Here is an 18715-nt window from a genome sequence, read left to right on the forward strand (position 1 = left end):
TTACCCCTTAACGGCGCCGGAGGTCAGCCCCGCCACGATGCGACGCTGGAAGAACAACACGAACAGGATGATCGGCACGGTGATCACCACGGCCGCCGCGGAGATCGTGCCCGTTGGGTCCTCGAACTGCGAGGACCCGGTGAAGAACGACAGCGCCGCCGGGACCGTGCGCGAGGACTCGGTCGAGGTCAGCGAGATGGCGAACAGGAAGTCGTTCCAGCAGAAGATGAACACCAGGATCGCGGTGGTGAACACCCCGGGCGCGGCCAGCGGCGCGATCACCCGGCGGAACGCCTGCGCCGGGGTCGCCCCGTCCATCTTCGCCGCCTTCTCCAGCTCCCAGGGGATCTCCCGGAAGAAGGCCGACAGCGTGTAGATCGCCAGCGGCAGCGCGAAGGTGATGTACGGCAGGATCAGCCCCGGCCAGGTGTCGAACAGGCCGAGTTCCCGCTCGATGTTGAACAGCGGGGTGACCAGCGAGACCTGCGGGAACATCGCGATCAGCAGGGAGACCCCGACCAGCAACTGCTTGCCGGGGAAGTCCAGCCGCGCGATCGCGTAGGCCGCCATCGTGCCGAGCACCACCGCGATCACCGTGGCGATGATCGCGATGCCGATCGAGTTGACCAGCGCCCGGATGAACTCGGTGGTGGCGAAGATGTCGACGTAGTTCTGCAGGGTCCACTCGGTCGGGATCAGACTGCCGTCCGCCAGGGTTTCCTTGCTCTTGAACGACAGTGACACGATCCACAGCACCGGGAACAGCGCGTAGACCACCACCACGATGTCGATCAGGGTCCACTTGAGCTTGCGGCCACCGGTGGCCGTTCCTCCCATGACCATCAGCGCTTACCTCCCGGGTCACTGCCCGGCGCCGCGGTGCCGAACACCTTGATGAAGATGAAGGCGATGATGGCCACGGTGAGGAAGATCAGCACGGCCATCGTGGATCCGATACCGAGGTTCAGCCCCTTGATCAGGTTGTTGTAGGTCTGCATGGACACCGACGACGTGTCCTGCGCACCGTTGGTGAGCACGAAGATGTTGTCGAAGATGCGGAACGCGTCCAGCGTGCGGAACAGCAGCGCGACCAGGATGGCCGGCTTCATCACCGGCAGCATCACCTTGGTGAACCGCTGCCACGCGGTGGCCCCGTCCATCGAGGCCGCCTTGAGCAGGTCGTCCGGCACCAGCGCCAGCCCGGCCATCAGCAGCAGCGCCATGAACGGCGTGGTCTTCCAGACCTCGGCCAGCACGATGATCGACAGCGAGGACAGCCAGTCGGTCAGCGGTGCCGAGCCGACGAACAGATTGGCCAGGTAGCCGGTCTCCGGGGTCCAGGCGTAGTACCAGGAGAAGGCCGCGACCACGGTGACGATGCCGTACGGGATCAGCGAAACCGTGCGCACCAGACCGCGGCCGACCAGCGTCCGGTGCATGATCAGCGCCAGTGCCATGCCCAGCACCAGCTCGATGGCCACCGAGACCACGGTGAGCCCCATCGTGGTGGCGAACGCGGTCCACCAGTACGAGTTCGTCAGCACGGACACGTAGTTGTCCAGGCCGACGAACTCCTGCTGCGCGGGGAAGCGGAGGTCGTACCGCTGCAGGGAAAGCCAGATCGAGTAGATGATCGGCCAGCCGGTGACCGCGATCATCACGATCGCGGCCGGGGCGCAGAGCAGCAGCCCGAGCCGCCGCTCCGCCTTCTTGCCCTCGCTCAACGGGGGCTTCCCGCGTTTACCACCGTTGACGGCGGTCGCCGCGGGCGCCGCTGGTTCGGCGACGGTCACGGGATCACTCCCTTCGACTCGAGTGCGTCGGCGAGCTGCTTGCGCAGTTCCTCCGCGGTGGCCTGCGGATCGATCGCCGCCGGCGGCGACAACACCTTGGACATCACCGTCGACAGGTTCTGGTATGCCGGGGTGAGCGGGCGGACCGCGGCGTTCTTCAACGCCTCGAGAATCGTCTCCCGCATCGGGTACTGCGTTTCCATGCTCGGGTTGTCGTCACTGGCCGGCTTGCTCGGGTCCAGCGGCGTGGTGTCGGTGTAGAGCGCCTCCAGCGTCGGCGGCACCCCGTCGTTGAGCGCGGAGAACTTCTGGCTTTCCGGGCTGCGCAGGCAAAGCGCGGCTTCGAACGCCTCCGGCTTGTGCCGCGACGCGGTGCTGACCGCGAGGTCGTAACCACCGATCGTGGTACGCGGGGGCTGGCCAGGCACCACCGACGGATAGGTGGCCCACTTGAAGTGCGCCAGGTCGTCCGGCTTCTCCTTCTTGTAGGAGGGGTAGACGAACGGCCAGTTCAGTTCGAAGGCACCGGTACCGCGCTGGAACTGCTGGCGGACCTCGTCCTCCTTCTGGTTGGTCAGCGAGGCGTTGGTGATGCCCGACGAGGTGACCCGCTTGAGGATCTCCAGCGCCTTGACCGCGCCCTCGTCCATCACCACGGACTTGCCGTCCTCGGACAGGATTCGCCCGCCCGCCGACTCGACCAGCGTGTTGTAGATGACCACCAGGCCTTCGTACTGCGCGCCGGTGAACAGGATCTCGCTCGGCTTGCCCTGCGCCTTGAGCGCGAGCGCCTGGTCGATCATCTGGTCCCAGGTCTCCGGCGGCGCCGGGGTGACCCGGTCGTCGTACCAGAGCAACTGCACGTTCGTGTTCTTCGGCGCGGCGTAGAGCTTGCCGTTCCAGGTCGCCGTCTCAAGTGGACCGGGCAGCACCCCGGCCGAAGCCTCGGCCTTGTTCGCGCCCGTCCACTCCTCGGCCCAGCCCGCCTCGGCGAACTCCGCCACCCAGTTCACGTCGAGGCCCAGGATGTCCAGGCCCTCATCCCCAGCGGCCAAGCGGCGCACCATCTGCTCGCGCTGGCCGTCCGCACCACGCGGAAGCTTGTTGTAGACGATCTCGTAGCGACCGCCCGCCTTGGTGTTGCACTGGTCGACAACCTTCTGGAAGTTGTCCTCCGGCGCGTAGTAGATGTTGATCTTCAGGCCGCCACTCGAACCGCAGGCGGTGAGCAGCCCGGCGGCCATCAGCCCCGCGCCCAGAACCGATATCGCCCGTCCGGGCGAACGTCCTCGCCGGTTCCTGGCGTTCGCTTTCCCCATCTGGCCTCCTTCCCAGCGCGCACGCTCGGTGGAACCAGGCGCGGTGAATTGGAGAGCCACGCCAGCACCCCGACGTGCATGGCGTCGGGCTGGCACGAAAGACCGCCTCGTGCGGCCCGACCGGTGCACAGCAACTTATGCCCGGCGATCACCGGCCGCAAGCAATGACCGTAACGATTCAGCGATTTAGGCTGAACTTAGGGAAATCTTGCGGTATACAGCAAAACGGCACAGCGTAGCGGCAACAGAAACGCTGCTCGAAGCGGGGCCGTTCAGCCCAGTGCGCCGGGTGAGCGCATCGCGTGCTTGGCCAGCAGGTCGCGCGCCTTCTCCGCGTTGCGCGGCTGGCACAGCACGTCGTACCGGCCGGCCACCAGCTGGCTGGTCGAGGAGAAGTCGCGGCGGCCCTTGGTCAGCGAGTAGCTCATCGCCGCGGTGATCAGGCCGAACAGCACACCGGCGGCGAGGCCGACCAGGATCGGCGGGGCCGGGCTGCTGCCCGGCGGGGAGAACACGCTCAGCAGCAGCCCGATCAGCAAACCGAGCCAGGCGCCGGAAATCGCGCCGGTGCCGAGCACCTTGCCCCACGACAGCCTGCCGACCACCCGCTCGACGAGCATCAGGTCCACGCCGACGATGGTCACGTCGCGGACCTCGAGTTCGTTCGAGGCGAGGTGTTCGACCGCGCTCTGGGCCTCCTCGTAGGTGCCGTACGAGCCCACCGGCCAGCCGGTCGGCGGAGTGGGCAGGCGTGGCTGTCCCGGCGCGGGACGCGCTGAGGAGAACGGACCGGTCAAGTTGATCACCTGTGCTCTACGCGGAGGGACGCCTCCATCCTGCCAACCCCGCGCGCTCCTGGCTAACCAGGTACCCCGATCAGCCTCGGGATTTGTACTCGCGGAGCAGTCCGCGGCTGATGATCGTCTTCTGGATCTCGCTGGTGCCCTCGCCGATCAGCAGGAACGGGGCCTCGCGCATCAGCCGCTCGATCTCGTACTCCTTGGAGTAGCCGTAACCGCCGTGGATGCGGAAGGCCTCCTGGGTCACCTCGGCGCAGTACTCGCTGGCGATCAGCTTCGCCATGCCCGCCTCGACGTCGTTGCGGGCGCCGGAGTCCTTCAGCCGCGCCGCGTTGACCATCATCAGGTGCGCGGCCTCGACCTTGGTGGCCATCTCGGCCAGCTTGAACGCGATCGCCTGGTGCTCGGCGATCGGCTTGCCGAAGGTCCTGCGCTGCTGCGCGTACTCCACCGCCAGCTCGAACGCGCGGATCGCGATGCCGCAGGCACGCGCGGCCACGTTCACCCGGCCGACCTCGACACCGTCCATCATGTACGCGAAGCCCTTGCCCGGCGCGTTCCCGAGCACCTTGTCCGCACCGATGCGGAAGCCGTCGAACACGGCCTCGGTGGTGTCGACGCCCTTGTAACCCATCTTCTCGATCTTGCCGGGAATGGTCAGGCCGGGCGTGACCTCGCCGAAGCCCTCCGGCTTCTCCACCAGGAAAGTGGTCAGGTTCTGGTGTGCCTTCTCGGCGCCCTCGTCGGTGCGCACCAGCAGCGCGATCAGGTTGGAGCTGCCGCCGTTGGTCAGCCACATCTTCGCGCCGTCGATCACGTAGTCGTCACCGTCGCGGCGGGCCTTTGTCTTGATCGCGGCCACGTCCGAACCGAGGTCCGGCTCCGACATGGAGAACGAGCCGCGCACCTCGCCGGTGGCCATCCGGGGCAGGAAGTGCTTCTTCTGCTCCTCGGTGCCGTGGCGGGAGATCATGTGCGCCACGATGAAGTGCGTGTTGATCACACCGGACACGCTCATCCAGCCGCGCGCGATCTCCTCCACCACCAGCGCGTAGGTCAGCAGCGACTCGCCGAGGCCGCCGTACTCCTCGGGAATGGTCAGCCCGAACAGCCCCATCTCCTTCATGCCCTCGACGATGTCGGCCGGGTAGGTGTCCGCGTGCTCCAGCTCCTGGGCGTGCGGGATGACCTCCTTGTCGACGAAGGAACGGACCGTGGAGAGGATCTCGGACTGGATCTCGGTCAGTCCGGCGGTCTGGGCGAGGCGGGCCATTCTCGGCTCCTTCATCTTTCCGACGCACGGCGGCATTGGTGTGTTACCCGCGAGTATGACCTGACTCGTTCCGGACTGCTATGAGCACGCTCACCACCGGGGCGCTACGGTGAGCGCCGGATCGGTGGCACGTGAGGGGGCCCGATGAGTTGGCCGTGCGAGCTGGCGATCAGCTTGTTCCACCCGTTCGCGCTACCCGTCGGCACGGTCAACAGCCCAATCGGAGTTCGCCCATGAGCTACCCCCAGGATCCCTACGGCCAGAACCAGCCGCAGTCCTACGGCCCGCCGTCGGGCGGCTATCCGCAGCAGCCGTACCCGCAGCAGCCCGGCTACGGGCCCGGGTACGGCTACGGCCAGCCGATGCCCATGCAGAACCAGGACCAGGGCATGGCCGTGGCGGCGATGATCTGCTCGATCGTCGGCCTGGTCGCCTGCGGCGGGATCCTGTCCATCGTCGGGCTGGTGCTCGGCCACATCTCCTACAACAAGGCCAAGCGCGGTGAGGCGGGCGGCCAGGGCATGGCGCTGGCCGCGATCATCATCGGCTGGGTGGTGGTCGGCCTGCTGCTGATCGGCCTGATCATCTTCCTGATCGCCGGCATAGCCACCAACTGGGACTTCGACTAGGCAGTACTAAGCAGAACTAGGCACGGTCGCTGGGCTCGCGCGGATTGGGCGCGACGGCAGTGGCGTCGCTGTCGCCGGGTTCACGCGGTTGGGGCGCGACGGCGGCCTCGGTGTCGCCCGGCTTGGCCGCGCGGTCGAGGAACCGCAGCAGCTCCACCGGGAACGGCAGCACCAGGGTCGAGTTCTTCTCGGCGGCCACCTGGACCACGGTCTCCAGCAGCCGCAGTTGCAGCGCCGCCGGGGTGTCGGCCATCGTGGCCGCCGCCTCGGCCAGCTTGTGCGAGGCCTGCAGCTCGCCGTCCGCCGAGATCACCCTGGCGCGGCGTTCCCGTTCGGCTTCGGCCTGCCGGGACATCGAGCGCTTCATGCCCTCCGGCAGCGCGACGTCCTTGATCTCCACCCGGTCGATGTGGATGCCCCAGCCCAGCGCCGGGCTGTCGATGAGCAGTTCCAGCCCCTCGTTGAGGCGCTCGCGGTTGGACAGCAGGTCGTCCAGCTCGCTCTTGCCGATGATCGAGCGCAGCGAGGTCTGCGCGACCTGGCCGACCGCGGAGCGGTAGTCCTCCACGTTCACCGCGGCCAGCACCGGATCGGTCACCTTGAAGTAGACCACCGCGTCCACCTTGACCGTGACGTTGTCCTTGGTGATGCCGTCCTGCGCGGGGATCGGCATGGTGATGATCTGCATGTTGACCTTCTGGATCCGGTCCACGAACGGCACCAGCAGGACCAGCCCGGCCTCGCGCACGTGCGGCCGCACCCGGCCGAAGCGGTAGATCAGCCCGCGCTCGTACTGCTTGACCACGCGGACCGCCGAAGCCATTCCGATTCCGGCCACCACCACGGCGGCGGTGAGGATTTCCATCAGCATGGCGCCTCCCGCGACGCGCGAAACCCCCTCGCCTCGATGCTACTCCCGCTGGGAAGGTGTACCGGTGCCCGAATTCGACGTTCCCGAGCCGTTCCACGAGCGTATTTCCCGGCGGGAGGGCGCGGCCGGACTGGCCTGGCTGGCCGGTCTGCCCGAGCTGGCGCGCCGGTCGCTGGACCGCTGGTCACTGACCGCGGACGGCCCGGTCCGCCACGGGTACGCCGCGGTGGTGCTGCCGGTGCTGCGCGCCGACGGCACACCGGCCGTGCTGAAGTTGTCCTGGCAGGACGCGGACACCGCCGGCGAACCGGTCGCACTGTCCACTTGGAACGGTCAAGGTGCGGTGCTGCTGCTGGCGCACGAACCCGGCGCGCTGCTGCTCGAACGGCTCGACGGCGTACGCGACCTGAGCACCGAACCGATCGGCCAGGCGGTCGAGACCGCCGCCGCGCTGCTCGCCGAGCTGACCGTGCCCGCGCCCGCGTTGCCACGGCACCTGCGCACCGAAGCCGAGCGCTGGGTGGAGGAACTGCCCCGCGAATCGCGTGAGCTGGGCCACCCGCTGCCGTCGCGATTGGTGGACGCCGCGGTCGGCTTCGCCCGCGAACGCGGCCCGGAAGCCGCCTCGCTGCTGGTGAACCAGGACCTGCACTACCAGAACGTGCTCGCCGGGACGCGGCGGCCGTGGCTGGTGATCGACCCGCAGCCGCTCGCCGGTGACCCCGAGTTCGGCGTGATCCCGCTGCTCTGGAACCGGAGCACCGAAACGCCGGTGGCGGACCGCCTGCGCGCGATCGTCTCGGTCGCCGGGCTCGATCCGGAACTGACCAGGTCGTGGGTGCTGTTCCGGTTGGTCGACGCGTTTTTCTACTCGCTCGCGGCGGACGACCGATGGCTGCTGGACGCGCTGGACCCGCTGCTCGACTGGGCGCGGCGGCTCCCGGCGAACGCGCTCGCCCTCGGATAGTCTTCGGCCATGGCCGCCGTGAACCGCGTTTTCGCTGCTCAACTGGCCGGTTTGCCGGTATTCGGCCCGGATGGCGAATCCATCGGCAAGGTACGCGACCTGGTCGCCGGGCTCCGGCTGGACCAGCAGGCGCCGCGGGTGCTCGGCCTGGTGGTCGAGCTGGCCACCCGGCGCCGGGTTTTTGTGCCGATGCTGCGGGTCACCTCGATCGAGCCGAACGCGGTCGGCCTGGCCACCGGTTCGGTGAACATGCGTCAGTTCCACCGCCGCCCGAACGAGGTGCTGGTGCTCGGTCAGCTCGCCGACGCGCACGCCACGCTGGCCGCCACCGGCGTCCGGGTCACCGTCGCCGACGCCGCGATGGAGCCGACCCGCACACGCGACTGGGTGCTGACGAAGCTGGCCGTCCGCGAGCGGAGTACGCGGCTCGGGCTCGGCCGCCGCCGTTCCTCCCTCCAGGTACTGCCGTGGACCGAGGTCGCCGGGCTCAGCCTCGGCGACCTGACCGAGCAGCCGCAGGGCGCCGGGCAGCTGCTGATGCTGTTCGACACCATGCGTGCCGTGGACATCGCCGCCACGCTGCGGGACCTGCCGATCAAGCGGCGGCACGAGGTCGCCGACGCGATGGACGACGAGCGGCTGGCCGACGTCATCGAGGAACTGCCCGAGGACGACCAGAAGGACCTGCTCGGTTACCTCGCCGAGGAACGGGCCGCGGACATTCTCGAAGCGATGAACCCCGACGACGCCGCCGACCTGCTCTCCGAGCTGACCCCGGCGGACCAGAGCAGGCTGCTGGAACTGATGGAGCCGGAGGAGTCCGAGCCGGTCCGGCGGCTGCTGGCGTACTCGTCGGACACCGCGGGCGGGCTGATGACCCCGGAGCCGGTGGTGCTCACGCCCGACGCCACCGTCGCCGAGGCGCTGGCCCGCATCCGCAACCGGGAGCTGCCCGCCGCGCTGGCCACCATGGTTTTTGTCTGCCGCCCACCGCAGGCCACACCCACCGGCCGGTACGTCGGCTGCGTGCACTTCCAGCGGTTGCTGCGGGAACCACCGGCCGAGCTGGTGGCCAGCGCGGTGGACACCGACCTGCCCGCGCTGCGGCCCGACGCCACGCTGACCGAGGTCACCCGGTACTTCGCCGCGTACAACCTGGCCTGCGGGCCGGTGGTGGACGCCGGCGACCACCTGGTCGGCGCGGTCACCGTGGACGACGTGCTCGACCACCTGCTGCCGGAGGGCTGGCGCGAAACCGGCCTGCACGACGTGCGCGCCGCGGATTCCAAGGAGTGGGAACGTGCCTGAGCTGCATCCACGACGACGGCTCGACCAGCCTCGGGCCGGCCGCCGGCTCGTGCTGCGCTTCGACCCGGACGCGTTCGGCCGGGTCACCGAACGCGTCGCGCGTTTCCTCGGCACCGGCAAGTACCTGTTCTGGCAGACGCTGACCGTCATCGTCTGGATCACGCTGAACCTGGTCGCGGTGTCGCTGCGCTGGGACCCGTACCCGTTCATCCTGCTCAACCTGGCCTTCTCCACCCAGGCCGCGTACGCCGCACCGCTGATCCTGCTGGCGCAGAACCGCCAGGACGACCGCGACCGCGTCTCGCTGGACGAGGACCGGACCCGCGCGGCGCAGACCAAGGCGGACACCGAGTTCCTGGCCAGGGAGCTGGCCGCGCTGCGGCTGGCGATCGGTGAGGTGGCCACGCGCGACTACCTGCGCGGCGAGCTGGACAAGCTGCGTGAGGACCTCGACACCAAGCCGCGGAAGAGCCGGGCTCGGAGCAGCACTACCGATACGTAACATGGAAGGGTGACCAGCACTGGACAGCTCCCGACCACCGACGACGTCCGCGAGGCGCTGAAGACCGTCTACGACCCGGAGATCAAAAAACCGATCACCGAACTCGGCATGGTCAAGGACGTCGCGGTCGGCGAGGACGGCGTGGTGGTCGTCGCGATCTACCTGACCGTGGCCGGCTGCCCGCTCAAGGACACCATCACCAAGGACACCACCGCCGCGGTGGAGAAGCTCGACGGCGTGCGGAGCGTGCGCGTCGAGCTGGACGTGATGAGCGACGAGCAGCGCACCGAACTGCGCAAGTCGCTGCGCGGGGACGCCAAGGAACCGGTGATCCCGTTCGCCCAGCCGGGCTCGCTGACCAGGGTGTACTGCGTCGCGTCCGGCAAGGGCGGGGTCGGCAAGTCGAGCGTGACGGTGAACCTCGCGGTGGCGATGGCCAAGCGCGGGCTCTCGGTCGGCGTGGTCGACGCGGACATCTACGGCCACTCGGTGCCGCGCATGCTGGGCGCCGGGGAGAAGCCGACCAAGGTCGACACGATGATCATGCCGCCGCAGGCACACGGGGTGAAGGTCATCTCGATCGGCATGTTCACGCCGGGCAACACGCCGGTGGTGTGGCGCGGGCCGATGCTGCACCGCGCGCTCCAGCAGTTCCTGGCCGACGTGTTCTGGGGTGACCTGGACGTGCTGCTGCTGGACCTGCCGCCGGGCACCGGCGACATCGCGATCTCGGTGGCGCAGCTGATCCCGAACGCGGAGATCCTGGTGGTCACCACCCCGCAGCAGGCGGCGGCCGAGGTGGCCGAGCGCGCCGGGGCGATCGCGCTGCAGACGCGGCAGCGGGTGGCCGGTGTCATCGAGAACATGTCGTGGCTGGAGACGCCGGACGGGTCGCGCATGGAGATCTTCGGCTCCGGCGGCGGTCAGTCGGTGGCCGACTCGCTCTCGAAGTCGGTGGGCTCGACGGTGCCGCTGCTCGGCCAGGTGCCGCTGGACCCGCGCCTGCGCGAGCAGGGTGACGCCGGTACGCCGATCGTGCTGGCGGAGCCGGACGCACCGGCCGCGAAGGTGCTGGCCGCGGCGGCGGAAAAGCTGTCGGTCCGGGCGCGTGGCCTGGCCGGCATGATGCTGAACGTCACCCCGGCAGGACGCTGACCTCGGGACACGAAGCTGACCTCGGACACGGATGTGGCTTCCGGGCCACATCCGTGTCGCTGGGTCAGGTGGCGTCCGGGTCGACCGGGGGCTTTTCGCCCGGCTTCAGCGGTTCGGCGGCGGGGGAAGTGGCCGCCGGGTGGCCGTTCGGCTTGGCGGCTTCGACGCTCCCGCCGTTGCCGTTGATGTTGTTCAGGCCCAGCGGGTCCGCGTCACCGTCGAACAGGTGCTGCGTGACCGCGCGCTTCGGGTCGAAGTTCCGCAGTTGCCGCAGGTCCTCCAGCGGCTTGCGGTACTCCTCGAACTCGGGGCCCATCTCGTCCTTGAGCTGCTGGCGCGCGCCACTGGCGAAGTCACGCACCTTGCGCATGCTCTTGCCGACCCAGGCCGCCGCATCCGGCAGCCGCTCCGGGCCCAGAATGAACAGCCCGGCCACGATGAGGACGAGGATTTCGCCCCAGCCAACGCTCTCGAACACCCTGTGACCTCCGCCTTGTGCACTGCGCCAAGCTCAGCGTACCGCCCGATCCGGTGACGATCCCAGGGTCAGTCCGAGCCCAGCGTGACGTCGACCACCAGCTGCCTGCCCTGCCGCGACAACTGCACCGGCACCACGTCGCCGATGTTGTGCTCGCGCACCACCACGGTCAGCTCGGTCGCGGTCCGCACGATCCGGTCACCGACCTTGGTGATCACGTCGCCCTCGGCGATCCCGGCCGCGGCGGCGGGGCCACCCGGCGCCACGTTCTGCACCTGCGCGCCCTCGGAGGTGTTCGCCGCCACCGAGGCCGCGTTCAGCCCGAGATCGGCGTGCTTGACCGAGCCCTGCTCGATCAGCGACCGGCTGATCTTGATCGCCTGGTCGATCGGGATGGCGAAGCCGATGCCGATGTTGCCGCCCTGGCCCTCACCACCACCGAGGATCGAGGTGTTGATGCCGACCAGCGCACCGGTCGAGTCCACCAGCGCGCCACCGGAGTTGCCCGGGTTGATCGGGGCGTCGGTCTGGATCGCGCCGTAGTTCGACGGCGGGCCGCCGTTCTCGCCCGGCATGCCGATCGGCCGGTTCAGCGCGCTGACGATGCCGCTGGTCACCGTGTTCTCCAGGCCCAGCGGCGAGCCGACGGCCAGCACCGAGTCGCCGACGGCGAGATCGGCGGACTTGCCGACCTGCACCACCACCGGGTCCGGCACGCTCACCTTGACCACCGCGAGATCGGTCTTCGGATCGGTGCCGACCACCTTGGCCTCGGCCCGCGCGCCGTTGATGAACACCGCGGTGATCCTGGCGGACTGGTCCTTGACCGCCATCGAGACCACGTGGTCGTTGGTGAGGATGTAACCCTGCGGATCGATCACCACGCCGGAGCCGCTGCCGCCGCCCTCGCCGATCCGGATCTCCAGCGAGACCACCGCGGGCGCCACCCGCTGCGCGACCTCGGCCACCGAACCCGGCGGGCGCTCCTTGCCCGCCTCGGCCTCGGCGATGTTCAGCTCACCGGTCAGCGCGTCTCCGCGATCGGACAGCCACCAGCCAGCCAGTCCGCCGACCGCGCCGATCAGCAGCGCGATCACGCCGAGCAGGGCCAGCGCGGTGGGCTTCACGCGTCGGCCGAACAGCACCTCGGGCAGGCTGAGCATCGCGCCACGCGGGCGCTCCTCCGGGTCTTCCTTGGCTTCTTCCTCGGTCGCCACGGCCGGGCCGCCGAGCAGCGCACCGGCGTTCGGGTCACGCCACGGGTCGGCGGGCTTGGACCACAGCGGTGCCTCGGTCTCGGTTTGCGAACCGGCGCCCTGGTCGTCGGCCGGGCGCTGGAGCACCACCCCGGCGGCGTCCGGCGGGCGGCGGAAGGCCTCGGCCAGTGATTCGGGGGGCGGCGGCGCGAGCGTCACCTGCTGTGCCTTGCCGTTGCCGCGCGCGTCCGGGGCGTAGAGCCGGTCGAAGGCGCCGTCGACGCCACGCGGGCGGCCGAAGACCGATGCCTGCGCCGGATCCACCGGCGGGCGGTCCAGGGGCCGTGGGGCGAGCCTGTCCTCGCGCCGCGGCGCGCCGGACGGGTCCTGCTGCGGGTTGGGCTGCTGGCTCATTCATTCCTCGACGCGTGACCGGCGTCGGCGCGATTCCACGCCGGACGTTTGCCGGGAATTCTGCCGCCTGGCCGGTGAAGTGGGCGTTTCGCCCCTGCTCAGCGCCCGGCGGCGGGCGCGCTGGGCGTGGTGCTCGCCGAAGACGAGGTGGGTGGCGCGAAGCTGGGCACTGGCGCCGGATTCGCGCCGAACTGGGCGGGCATCACGCCGGACAGCGGGTTCTGCTGCGGGTCGGCGACGTCACCGCCGTCGGTGACCACCAGTGCGAGCGCGCTGAGCACGAGCCCGGACACGACAACACCGGCGCCCTGCGCGGCACGGCGTCCGGACATGCCGAAACGACCGCCGCCGAGCACGTTGCGCGAGTTGCCGAGCGGTGCGGACGAACCGAGTGGCGCGGCGCCGTCCCGCAGTCCGGCCACTCGATCGGGGCGCTGGATGGCCACCAGCTGGCCGTCCTCGGTGATCGCCAGGTTGTCCGGTGTGGTGCTCAGCTCGGTGTGCTGGGGAATGTCACGGAGGCTGGCCAGGAAGCCCGCCGACATGGCGGGAGCGTCCGCGCGCTTGACCTCCGCGCGGGCCTGGCGCTGCGCGGCCACTTCACCCGCGCACGAAGGGCAGCGGGCGATGTGGCTCGACGCGCGGTCCCGCGCGCCGAGGGAGAGCTCACCGTCGACGAACGCGACCACCGCGTCGGGCAGCAGATGCGACTCGGGCAGTCCCCAACCGCGCGCTTCGGTCATGCCGGCGCCCCCACGGGGGACGGCACCGGGATGGCCTCGCGCTTCATCGCCCGCGCGCGCTCCAGCGAGGCACGCAGGGCCTGGCGGCCGCGGTGGATCCGGCTGCGCACGGTGCCGAGCTTGACCCCGAGCGTCGCGCCGATCTCCTCGTAAGACAGGCCCTCGACGTCGCACAGCACGACCGCGGCACGGAACTCCGGCGGGAGTTCGTCCAGCGCGGCCTGCAGGTCGGGGTCGAGATGGGTGTCCGAGTAGACCTGCTCGGGGCTCGGGTCGTCGCCCACGATGCGGTCGGTGTCCTCGGGCAGGCCCTCCATGCGCACGCGGGAGCGGCGGCGGGCCATGTCGAGGAAGAGGTTCGTGGTGATGCGGTGCAGCCAGCCCTCGAAGGTGCCGGGCTTGTAGTTGGCGAGCGAGCGGAACACCCGGATGAAGGTCTCCTGGGTGAGGTCCTCCGCGTCGTGGGTGTTACCGGTGAGGCGGTAGGCCAGGCGGTAGACCCGGTCGGCGTGCTCGCGCACGACCTCGTCCCAGGACGGCGGCGTCCAGGCGGCTTCGTCGACAGCCACCGGCTCGACCTGCGTGCTCTTCTGCATCGTGGGGGAAGGCACCTCCATCAGGCTGATCTCCCAACTACTTCCCCTAACGCTGTCCCGGCGCAGGGTGTTCCCGGTTCGTTGACCGAAGTCTGTCCGGCTTCCTTATGGTTGTAGTGAGACAGCGCTGAGAGGAGCCTGAGAAGTGCCGGGCGCCGGTTCTCAGCGGGTTATCGCGGGGTTCTCCCGGGTTATCGCGGACCTGCCCGGCGGCCTGCGCTGATATGTCGACAGACCCCGCTAACCTCACTCCGTGCACTCCGACACACACCTGGACGACCTGGGCGTCTTCGTCGAGGGCTATCTGCCCGACGACGAGGTCCTGGTCGCGTCGCGCGCCAGGTCGGCCGAGCTGGGGTGCGCCCCGGTCGGTGCGGCCTGCGGGGCCACGTTGAGCTTTCTCGCCGCGACGCTCCAGGCCAGGGCGGTGGTGGAGGTGGGGACCGGGGTCGGGGTCAGCGGGCTCTACCTGCTGCGCGGCATGGCCGAGGACGGGGTGCTCACCTCGATCGACATCGAACCGGAGTTCCACCGCGCGGCCCGCAAGACGTTTCTCGAGGCCGGGCTGCCGCCGGGGCGCACCCGGTTGATCATGGGCCGGGCGCTGGACGTGCTCCCGAGGCTCACCGCGGGCGGCTACGACCTGGTCTTCGTCGACGCCGCGCGGGCGGAGTACCCGAACTACTTCGACCACGGCGTGCAGCTGCTCCGCCCCGGCGGGGTGATCGCCTTCCACAACCTGCTGTCCGGCGTCCGGAACGGCCGGGACCCGGAAACCCTGGCCATGCGAGACGTGGCCCGAGCGGTGCGGGACAACGAGCGCCTGATCCCCGCGGTCCTCCCGGTGGGCGGCGGGTTGCTGGTCGCTTCAATGCTGTGACCGCCCGGGCCCGGTGACCGCTTCCGGGCCCGTGGCCGCCCAGGGCCGTGATCGCTCGGGGCCTGCGACCCCTCTGGGCTCTGTCCGCGTGAGCCGTGGCCGTTCGAGGGCCGAAAGGCGGGAACGGTCAGGGGCGTGAGCGCGCTGCCAGTACCGAGATCAGCAGGGCCAGCAGCAGCCAACCCGCCGCGAGGGCGATGAGCCAGGGCCAGCCCGCGTGTCCGTAGACGGTGGCGCCGACCGTGCCGCCGATGCTGCTGCCCAGGTAGTACGCCAGCGTGTACAGCCCACCCGCCTGTCCGCGGGCACCCGGCGGCGCCTCCGCCGCGGCCCAGCCGTTGGCCACCGCGTGCGCGGCGAAGAAGCCACCGGTGAGCACAACGAACCCGGCCGCGACGCAGATCAGCGAGTCGACGATGGTCAGCGTCGCGCCCAGCGCGGTGATCACCAGCGCGCCGGACAGCGTGCGGAGTCTGCCGAACCGCGCGACCAGCCGTCCCGCGTAGCCGGAGGTGAACGTGCCCATCGCGTAGGCGAGGAACACCAGTGACGCGATCGCGGGCGACAGGTCGAGCGGCTCGCCGGTGAGCCGGAACCCCGCCGCGTTGTACAGCGCGACGAACGAGCCCATCGCGAGCAGCGCCACCGCGTACTGCGCCAGCAACACCCGGCTCGACAGCGCCGCGCGGAACCCGCTGAGCGGCTTGAACTCGCCGCGGCGCGCCTCCGACTTCGGCAGCGTGAAGATCGTCAGCAGCGCGCAGACCAGCGCCAATCCGGCGGTCAGCCCGAGCGCGCCCGGCCAGCCGAGCCAGTCGGCGGCGAACCCGCTCGACAGCCGCCCGAGCATGCCGCCGACGGTGTTCCCGGCGATCATCGCGCCCACCGCCGCGGCCACCCCGGCCTTGCCGAGCCGTTCGGCGAGATAGGCGGCGGCGACCCCGGCGAAGCCCGCGATCGCGATCCCCTGCAGCGCGCGCAACACCAGCAACGAGGCGAAGTCCGGGGCGAACGGCAGTGCCAGGCCGAGCAGCACCGACGAGATCACCGAAGCCAGGATCACCCGGCGCCTGCCGATCACCTCGGACAGCGTCGCGATGGGCAGCACCGAGATCGCCAGCGCACCGGTCGCCACGCTGACCGCGAGCGACGCACCGCCGGGATCGAGGTGGAACCGCTCGGCCAGCTGCGGCAGCACCGGCTGGGGCGCGTAGAGCAGCGCGAACGAGGAGATGCCCGCCGCCGCGACGGCCACCGTCACCCGCCGCGTCGGCGCGGTGGGTGCGGTCGCGGGCGCGGGGGCGGTGGTGGTCACCCATCGAAGCTAAGCCGAGCTAATCAATACGTCCAATACGTCTGTCGGCGACAATCGATACCGTGCTGAATGAATCCACCGACCAGCGCTTTGTCCAGGAGCTGGCTCCCGATCTGGCCCTGCTCGCGGCGGTCCGGGTGACCGGCAACATCACCCGGGCGGCGGAACTGGTCGGGCTGCCGCAGCCGACGGCCAGCCGCCGCCTCGCCGCGCTCGGCCGTCGCCTCGGTGCCTCGCTGACCGCACCCGACGGCCGGGGCATCCGGCTCACGCGGGCCGGCCAGCTGCTGGCCGACACCGCTGAGAGAGCGCTGCTCCTGTTGGAGAGCGGTGTTCGCTTGGCGCGCGAAGAGGTTCACCCGGACCGCGGGCACGTGGTGCTCGGCTTCCTGCACCTGCTCGGCCGTTCGCTGGTTCCGTCGCTGCTGGCCGGCTTCCGGCGCGCTCACCCGAACGTGCGGTTCAGCCTCGTGCAGGGGTCACGCCAGGACGTGCTCGACCGCCTCCGCACCGGCGAGCTGGACCTCGCGCTGGTCGCCCCGCTCCCCGCTGACCCGGCGTACGAATCGGTCACGCTCACCCACGAGGAACTCCGGCTGAGCGTGCCCACCGCGCATCCACTCGCCACCCGCGAGCGCGTCCACGCCGGCGAACTGGCCGACGAGGCATTCGTCACCCTCGAACCGGGCTACGGCCTCCGCCAGATCACCGACGAACTGTGCGCCGCCGCCGGATTCACCCCATCGATTGCCTTCGAAGGTCAGGAATCGGACACCGTGCGCGGCCTGGTCGCCGCCGGGATGGGCGTGGCGCTGCTCCCCCGGTTCGAGCCGGGACCACCGGCGGGCGTCGCCGAGGTCCCGCTCGAACCACCGGTCACCCGGACGATCGGGCTGGTCTGGTCGGCCGGGACCGACCTCACCCCCGCCGTGCGCGCCTTCCGCGCGCACGTGCTGGATCACGTGTAGGCGGCAGCCAGTTCGACGAGCGTGCGGGCGGCGAAGCCGGTGCCGCCGGGCACCACGTCGGCGTAGGTCCGGTCGGCCCTGGCCGGGCCCGCGATGTCGAGGTGCGCCCACGGCGCGCCGCCGGTGAACTCGCGCAGGAACAACGCCGCGGTGATGCCGCCTGGCCCGACCGGCATCTGCTTGACGTCGCCGAGTTCGCCCTTGACCGCGTCCGCGTGCGCCTCCAGCAGCGGCATCCGCCACCAGGCCTCGCCCGCCGCTTCACCGGCGGCGGTGATCCGCGCGGCGAGGTCGTCGTCGCTGGCGAACAGGCCGCCGGTGCGCAGGCCGAGCGCGACCTTCATGGCGCCGGTCAGCGTGGCCACGTCGACCACCGCGTCCGGCTTGAACCGCTTGATGCCGTAGGCGAGCGCGTCGGCGAGGACCATGCGGCCCTCGGCGTCGGTGTTGCCGACCTCGGTGGTCTTGCCGCCGTAGTGCCGCACGATGTCGCCGGGGCGGTAGGACGAGCCGGACACGTGGTTCTCCGCCGCCGGGACCAGCGCGGTCACCCGCACCTTGAGCCCGAGCGCGGCGATGGCGCGCACCGCGGCGATCACCGCACCGCCACCGGCCATGTCGGTGCGCATCAGGTGCATGCCGTCGGCCGGCTTGATGGACAGGCCGCCGGTGTCGAAGGTGATGCCCTTGCCGACGTAGAGCAGGTGCCGGACCGCGCCGCGCGGCTTGTAGTCCAGTTCGATCAGCCGCGGCGGGCTCGCCGAGCCGCCGCCGACCGCGAGCACTCCGCCGAAGCCCTGCTCGGCCAGCCACCGCTCGTCGCGAATGGTGGCGGTCAGGTTGGCCAGGCCGGTGGTCAGCCGCTCGGTGGTGCCGGCCAGCCACGCCGGGTCCTTCACGTTGGACGGGGTGTTCGCCAGGTCCCGCGCGAGTGCCGCGGCCGCGGCGAGTTCGCGCGCGCGGCCGACCGCTTCGGCGAACGCGGGCACGGCGCGCTCGAACCGCGGGACGAGGCGCAGCGTCTTGAGCCGGGGCTTCGGCTCCTCACCGGTGACCTTGTACCGGTAGCCGCCGAGCATCGCGCCCATCGCCAGCTCGTACGCGGTCTCGGTGGTGGCGTCCTCGTCCAGCGCGACCTGCACCGACTTCACCGGATCGTGCTCGAAGTAGGCGTCGACGGCCCTGGCCAGCGCGGCACCGGCGGTGCGGTAGTGCTCCGCCTCGCCCTTGCCGACGCCGACCAGCCAGCGCACCTTCGAGTCGCCGGGCACCAGCTTGACCTCGCCGGCCTTGGCCGACGGCCGGACCCCGGCGATCGGCTCCAGCTCGGTGTCGCCGTCCGGCTGCGGCACGAGTACCGCCTCCAGCGCGCCGCGACGGGACTCGTCCAGCACCTCGACTTCGAGCAGCCGACCGGGTACGGACGGTAACGGAACGCGCGCCATCAGCGACCTCCAATGCAGGCGGAATCCGGGCAAGAGTTAACCCCGGTCTCCGTGACGGGGACC

Annotated in this window: 19 protein-coding genes; 7 read left to right on the top strand and 12 right to left on the bottom strand. The window is 70.3% G+C overall.

Annotation, left to right across the window (positions count from 1 at the left end; all coding sequences use genetic code 11):
* The 5 genes from YIM_RS42160 to YIM_RS42180 form a co-directional block, all read right to left on the bottom strand.
* A complete protein-coding gene (locus tag YIM_RS42160; protein ID WP_153035680.1) occupies window positions 1–843 on the bottom strand; it encodes a carbohydrate ABC transporter permease in 843 nt (280 codons plus the stop codon).
* On the bottom strand, window positions 843–1793 hold the full coding sequence (locus YIM_RS42165; RefSeq protein ID WP_153035681.1) for a carbohydrate ABC transporter permease: 951 nt from the start codon (window positions 1791–1793) through the stop codon (window positions 843–845). The genes YIM_RS42160 and YIM_RS42165 overlap by 1 nt, the downstream gene beginning before the upstream one ends.
* Window positions 1790–3112 carry an ABC transporter substrate-binding protein gene (locus tag YIM_RS42170; protein WP_153035682.1) on the bottom strand — a complete coding sequence of 441 codons (1323 nt, stop codon included), beginning with the start codon at window positions 3110–3112 and terminating at the stop codon, window positions 1790–1792. The genes YIM_RS42165 and YIM_RS42170 overlap by 4 nt, the downstream gene beginning before the upstream one ends.
* Before the next feature lie 272 nt (window positions 3113–3384).
* Window positions 3385–3915: a general stress protein gene (locus tag YIM_RS42175; RefSeq protein WP_153037599.1), complete on the bottom strand. Its 531-nt coding sequence runs from the start codon at window positions 3913–3915 to the stop codon at window positions 3385–3387.
* Window positions 3916–3988: 73 nt separating this feature from the next.
* Window positions 3989–5185: an acyl-CoA dehydrogenase family protein gene (locus tag YIM_RS42180; RefSeq protein ID WP_153035683.1), complete on the bottom strand. Its 1197-nt coding sequence runs from the start codon at window positions 5183–5185 to the stop codon at window positions 3989–3991.
* A 233-nt stretch (window positions 5186–5418) separates the two neighbouring features.
* Here YIM_RS42180 and YIM_RS42185 point away from each other — a divergent pair, with 233 nt between their 5' ends.
* Window positions 5419–5814, top strand: coding sequence for a DUF4190 domain-containing protein (locus YIM_RS42185; RefSeq protein ID WP_153035684.1), 396 nt, complete (start codon window positions 5419–5421; stop codon window positions 5812–5814).
* Window positions 5815–5830: 16 nt separating this feature from the next.
* Here the strand turns inward: YIM_RS42185 and YIM_RS42190 are convergent, their stop codons facing one another.
* Window positions 5831–6685, bottom strand: coding sequence for a slipin family protein (locus YIM_RS42190; RefSeq protein WP_153035685.1), 855 nt, complete (start codon window positions 6683–6685; stop codon window positions 5831–5833).
* A gap of 64 nt (window positions 6686–6749) precedes the next feature.
* On the opposite strand from YIM_RS42190, the gene YIM_RS42195 reads away from it, so the two are divergent.
* From YIM_RS42195 to YIM_RS42210, 4 genes are read left to right on the top strand one after another with little or no spacing between them, the layout of a single operon-like run.
* The gene (locus YIM_RS42195; RefSeq protein ID WP_228004359.1) at window positions 6750–7652 is read left to right on the top strand and encodes an aminoglycoside phosphotransferase family protein; all 903 of its coding nucleotides are present in this window, start codon (window positions 6750–6752) and stop codon (window positions 7650–7652) included.
* Between the two features lie 9 nt (window positions 7653–7661).
* On the top strand, window positions 7662–8960 hold the full coding sequence (locus tag YIM_RS42200) for a magnesium transporter MgtE N-terminal domain-containing protein (protein ID WP_153035687.1): 1299 nt from the start codon (window positions 7662–7664) through the stop codon (window positions 8958–8960).
* Window positions 8953–9462 (top strand): DUF1003 domain-containing protein, encoded by a 510-nt coding sequence (locus YIM_RS42205; protein ID WP_153035688.1) that lies wholly within the window; start codon window positions 8953–8955, stop codon window positions 9460–9462. Before YIM_RS42200 ends, YIM_RS42205 begins: the two co-directional genes overlap by 8 nt.
* 9 nt (window positions 9463–9471) lie before the next feature.
* Entirely contained in the window at window positions 9472–10617 is a 1146-nt protein-coding gene (locus YIM_RS42210; protein ID WP_153035689.1) for an Mrp/NBP35 family ATP-binding protein, read from the top strand.
* 64 nt (window positions 10618–10681) lie between these two features.
* Here YIM_RS42210 and tatB read toward each other — a convergent pair whose 3' ends face one another.
* The 4 genes from tatB to sigE form a co-directional block, all read right to left on the bottom strand.
* Complete coding sequence (gene tatB, locus YIM_RS42215; RefSeq protein WP_153035690.1) at window positions 10682–11095, bottom strand: Sec-independent protein translocase protein TatB; 414 nt, start codon at window positions 11093–11095, stop codon at window positions 10682–10684.
* Between the two features lie 68 nt (window positions 11096–11163).
* Entirely contained in the window at window positions 11164–12705 is a 1542-nt protein-coding gene (locus YIM_RS42220) for a S1C family serine protease (RefSeq protein WP_153035691.1), read from the bottom strand.
* A 98-nt stretch (window positions 12706–12803) separates the two neighbouring features.
* On the bottom strand, window positions 12804–13448 hold the full coding sequence (locus tag YIM_RS42225; RefSeq protein WP_153035692.1) for an anti-sigma factor: 645 nt from the start codon (window positions 13446–13448) through the stop codon (window positions 12804–12806).
* The gene (gene sigE / locus YIM_RS42230) at window positions 13445–14065 is read right to left on the bottom strand and encodes an RNA polymerase sigma factor SigE (protein ID WP_153035693.1); all 621 of its coding nucleotides are present in this window, start codon (window positions 14063–14065) and stop codon (window positions 13445–13447) included. The genes YIM_RS42225 and sigE overlap by 4 nt, the downstream gene beginning before the upstream one ends.
* A gap of 232 nt (window positions 14066–14297) precedes the next feature.
* Here sigE and YIM_RS42235 point away from each other — a divergent pair, with 232 nt between their 5' ends.
* On the top strand, window positions 14298–14924 hold the full coding sequence (locus YIM_RS42235) for an O-methyltransferase (RefSeq protein WP_153035694.1): 627 nt from the start codon (window positions 14298–14300) through the stop codon (window positions 14922–14924).
* A 127-nt stretch (window positions 14925–15051) separates the two neighbouring features.
* On the opposite strand, the gene YIM_RS42240 is transcribed toward YIM_RS42235, so the two are convergent.
* Entirely contained in the window at window positions 15052–16185 is a 1134-nt protein-coding gene (locus YIM_RS42240; protein ID WP_153037600.1) for an MFS transporter, read from the bottom strand.
* 116 nt (window positions 16186–16301) lie between these two features.
* Between YIM_RS42240 and YIM_RS42245 the strand changes: the two genes are divergently transcribed.
* The gene (locus YIM_RS42245; protein WP_153035695.1) at window positions 16302–17207 is read left to right on the top strand and encodes a LysR family transcriptional regulator; all 906 of its coding nucleotides are present in this window, start codon (window positions 16302–16304) and stop codon (window positions 17205–17207) included.
* Here YIM_RS42245 and YIM_RS42250 read toward each other — a convergent pair.
* Window positions 17198–18652, bottom strand: coding sequence for a M17 family metallopeptidase (locus YIM_RS42250; protein WP_153035696.1), 1455 nt, complete (start codon window positions 18650–18652; stop codon window positions 17198–17200). The two genes, YIM_RS42245 and YIM_RS42250, sit on opposite strands and share 10 nt — an antisense overlap.
* Window positions 18653–18715: the final 63 nt, after the last annotated feature.

Source organism: Amycolatopsis sp. YIM 10, assembly GCF_009429145.1.
Taxonomy (GTDB): domain Bacteria; phylum Actinomycetota; class Actinomycetes; order Mycobacteriales; family Pseudonocardiaceae; genus Amycolatopsis.